Origin of the sequence: Faecalibacillus sp. TM498, assembly GCF_020589955.1 — a bacterium.
In the GTDB taxonomy this organism is placed as follows: Bacteria; Bacillota_I; Bacilli_A; order Erysipelotrichales; family Coprobacillaceae; genus Faecalibacillus; species Faecalibacillus intestinalis.
Genome location: NZ_JAJDKB010000093.1, coordinates 1 through 3,932 on the forward strand (window position 1 = coordinate 1; position 3,932 = coordinate 3,932).

4 protein-coding genes are annotated in these 3,932 nt (G+C 28.9%); 1 reads left to right on the forward strand and 3 read right to left on the reverse strand.

All coding sequences use genetic code 11. From position 1 onward, the window contains the following. Positions 1-257, reverse strand: a 257-nt coding sequence (locus LJD32_RS14610) for a hypothetical protein (RefSeq protein ID WP_227392768.1), incomplete at its 3' end; no start/stop codon positions are given. Between the two features lie 250 nt (positions 258-507). Further along, positions 508-1,920 (reverse strand): glycoside hydrolase family 1 protein, encoded by a 1,413-nt coding sequence (locus LJD32_RS14615; RefSeq protein WP_032091338.1) that lies wholly within the window; start codon positions 1,918-1,920, stop codon positions 508-510. Positions 1,921-2,079: 159 nt separating this feature from the next. Here LJD32_RS14615 and LJD32_RS14620 point away from each other — a divergent pair, with 159 nt between their 5' ends. Further along, positions 2,080-2,964 (forward strand): MurR/RpiR family transcriptional regulator, encoded by an 885-nt coding sequence (locus LJD32_RS14620; RefSeq protein WP_032091339.1) that lies wholly within the window; start codon positions 2,080-2,082, stop codon positions 2,962-2,964. Positions 2,965-3,037: 73 nt separating this feature from the next. Here the strand turns inward: LJD32_RS14620 and LJD32_RS14625 are convergent. Then, on the reverse strand, positions 3,038-3,932 hold an 895-nt coding region (locus LJD32_RS14625), incomplete at its 5' end, for a tyrosine-type recombinase/integrase (protein WP_227392769.1).

Below are 3,932 nucleotides of genomic sequence, written 5' to 3' on the forward strand. Positions count from 1 at the left end.
TGTTCGATACTGAAGAGACAACAGACACCATCAACATCTGTTTTTACGACAATGTTCCTTCTTCTTTTTTTATCTTCTGTACTCTTTGTATCATCAATAATAAGTGACATATTATTTTCATAACGAACAAGTCTTTCAGGATGAATGACCTGTTTTCCATCAAACAAGATGGCATTGGAAAAAGAAACAAAACTGATATCATTACTTAAGAAGGTACGACAGGCACTATCAGGTGTTAAGTTATTTGTTAGGAGCAATTATTATTACCTGCTTTCTTATTGATTTGAGGTAACTTATCTAGATTTGTTACAAATAAATTGTATCATATATCCTTCTCTATTTTGTCTCAAATTCGTCTCAAATTTAATTCAAAAATATTCCCTTTTTTATTATTTTATCTTTCCTTTTTTCTTCTTTTAATGGACGGATTATCCAAAAAATAATTGTTTCTTATACAATAAAAGCCTGTCAACAAATGATTTTGTCAACAGGCTAAAATACATATTACTAGTCTAAATCAGCACCGTTTGATTCGAATGCTTTTTTGATCCATTGATATGATTTTTTAGGAATACGTTTCATATCTCTTAAATCTTTATTTGTTCTATTTACATAAACAAATCCATAACGTTTATCCATGTTACACATACTTGCTAGAATATCAATTGGTCCCCAAGTAATATATCCTAAACAATCTACACCATCTTCAAAGATTGCATTTTCCATTTCTTTGATATGATCTCTATGATAATTAATACGATAATCATCTTCAATTGTACGACCTTCAGCTAACATTTGGTCTACTTCTTCTTGACTCATATCTTCACGCCAACCAATACCATTTTCAAGAACAAATACTGGAAGACCTGTTCTATGATGTAAATCATTTAATGTCCATCTAAATCCAACTGGATCGATTTCCCAATCCCATTCATTTGCTTCACAATGAGGGTTTTTAATTTGTTTTTCATTTACACATTCATGAGCTGGTCTTTCATAATCAAATTCACCTGTTTTAACAGTGTTTGAACGATAATAAGAGAAAGCAATATAATCAACAGTATATTTTAATAATTCTTCGTCACCTTCTTCAAAAGTAGGCATCCATCCTCTATTTTCAAGATAAGCATTCCAATAATCAGGATATTTACCTTGAGCAAATGTATCAACTAAGAAACCATTTAATAAATTATATCCTTTAGTAGCAAAGAAATTATTTTCTGGACTATTTTCATAAGCATAAATATTAGTAATAGCACCCATTCCACAGAATTTAGCATCTGGTTGCATTTGTCTTAAAGCACGAACAGCTTTACAGTGAGCCATCATAACATTGTGGTTTACTTGATATAAGTGTTTTGGATAACTAACGCCTTCAGGAATAACTTCAGCATTAGATACACGTAACATCATACTGTGTAAGTTTTGTTCATTGAATGACATCCAATGTTTAACACGATCTCCAAATCTTTCAATACAAACTTTAGCATATCTTTCAAAACAATCTACAACATAACGAGATGCAAATCCATTATATTCTTTTACTAAATGATAAGGCATATCAAAATGAACTAATGTAATCATTGGTTCGATACCAGCAGCTAATAACTTATCAATTAAATCACTATAGAATTTAACTCCTTCTTCATTAACTGGTTCATCTAATGTTCCATTAGGAATAATACGAGACCAACAAATAGAGAAACGATAAAAGTTGAATCCCATACCTTTCATTAATGCAATATCTTCATCATAACGAGTATATTCATCAATAGCATCGTTCCAATCAGAAAATTCAGGATTCATAGGTCTTACATCATAAACACATAAACCTTTTCCTCCTTCATTTCTATGTCCTTCTGTTTGGAATGATGAAACTGATCCACCCCAATAAAAATCTTTTGGTAATTTTCTTTCCATAAAATGTTCTCCTTCTTTTATATCCACATAACATTTTAATCATCTCATCTCGAAAGTAAATATCTTCAACTTTCCTTTTTATAATGTTTCATATTTAATTTAAATAAAAGCCATTTCATGAAACTTTGTTTCATGTTATACTATAAATGGTGATATAAAATGAGTATAATGACACAATTAGAATTTGAGTTAGATTTCTCCCATTCAGAAAAAGAAATCGCCCATTATATATTAAACGAGGGAGAAAAAGTTTTAAATCTTTCAATTAAAGAACTTGCTAAAAAAACCTATACTTCTCCAGCCACGATTGTAAGACTTTGCCATAAATTAGGATTAGAAGGCTATGGTGATTTTAAAATCAAATATTCTGCTGAATTACAATTTGATTTAGCTCATACAGATCGTATAGATGTTAATTTTCCCTTTAATGAAGAAGATAATGATTCCATGATTGCTTATAAATTAGCTAGTTTAAATCAAGAAGTCATCGCGGAAACCATCCAATTGATTGATTTTGAACAACTTCATCAAATAGTTGAACTACTTGATCAAAACAAAGATATTGATATTTATGGAACAGGAAATTCATTACTTGCAGCTATGTCTTTCCAACATAAAATGATGCGAATACAAAGAAACGTTAATCTCAAAATGCTCGCTGGAGAACAAGTCTTTATGTCTTATAATTCCAATGAAAACAAAATAGCAATGATTATTTCTTATTCAGGAGAAACTAATGAACTTATTAAAATAGCAAAAATATTAAAAGAAAAGAAAACACCTATCATTGTTTTAACTTCAATTGGTGATAATCGACTTTCCCATTATGCTAACTATATTTTAAATATTGGATCACGTGAGAAGATTTTTACCAAGATTGCCCCTTTTGCATCACAAACATCAATTGAATATATTTTAAATGTGATCTTTTCTTGTTTATTCAAAAAAGATTATCAAACAAACATCCAAAATAAAATAAGCTATGATAAAGAAAATGACGTTCGTCATCCTCTTCATAGCCCAGTTAATGATATTATCGATTAAAGCACACTATCTTTAACTCTCTATAATTAACATAAAATTAAAATACAAAAATAGCCAATGGTCTTTCCATTGGCTATAATTTGTTTATTTGTTTTTTCTTTTCTTCATCAGAACTTTTATAATTTTCTGGAAGAGATAGTTTCATAGATTGAACACCTAATAACTCCATTACAATATGTATATCCATACAACTTCTTAAACATCTTTCCTTATACATATTCCTTAAATCCTTAAAAGTCGTCTTAAAACCTAAAATATGTCCTATACGATCTAAACCTCTTTGTAACTTAGTAAAATCACTCACTACATCTTGACAAGAAGTTAAATAGCAATCTTTATCAACATAATCTAAATATTCTTGTAAATAAAAAAACAATTCCTTTGGAATTGTAATATCTCTTAAAATAGGCCATTCAACTTCATAAATATCATAAACAGTTTTAGATCCCTCTTCATCATTTTTAATCCTTTGTGTTCTTTTACTTATATGAATCAATTGTTTATCTAAATCTATATCACTTACTTTTAAAGCACACATTTCTCCTATCATCATACCTGTATCCATAGCAAGTAAGATACTTAAACATATATCATTCTTTTCTTTCATACAGTATTGATGTAATTGATTAAATTGTTTATCTGTTAGATATTCATTTTCTTTTTTATCTTGTTCTATTTTAACTAATGAAAAATCAATATGGTTTAAACCATATTGATCTTCATAGGTGATATAGATTACTTTTAAGACATTCTTAATACTTTGTACAATACTTGATGACAATCCTTTATTAATGAGTTTCATCAAGTATTGTTTGATTATTTCTATATTTAATTGTTCTAATTCAAACATACACATGTGGAAGAAAGTACAAGTGTTGCGGTGACGCTTGAACATTGGAAAGAAGAAATACTCAACTCTTTTACATGGATAAATGACAGACGTATATCTAATGGACCATGTGAAGGTA

Excerpts from the sequence above, each read along its gene's own strand:
- LJD32_RS14615 (WP_032091338.1), bottom strand. The coding sequence starts at position 1,920 with ATGGAAAGAAAATTACCAAAAGATTTTTATTGGGGTGGATCAGTTTCA.
- LJD32_RS14620 (WP_032091339.1), top strand. The coding sequence starts at position 2,080 with ATGAGTATAATGACACAATTAGAATTTGAGTTAGATTTCTCCCATTCA.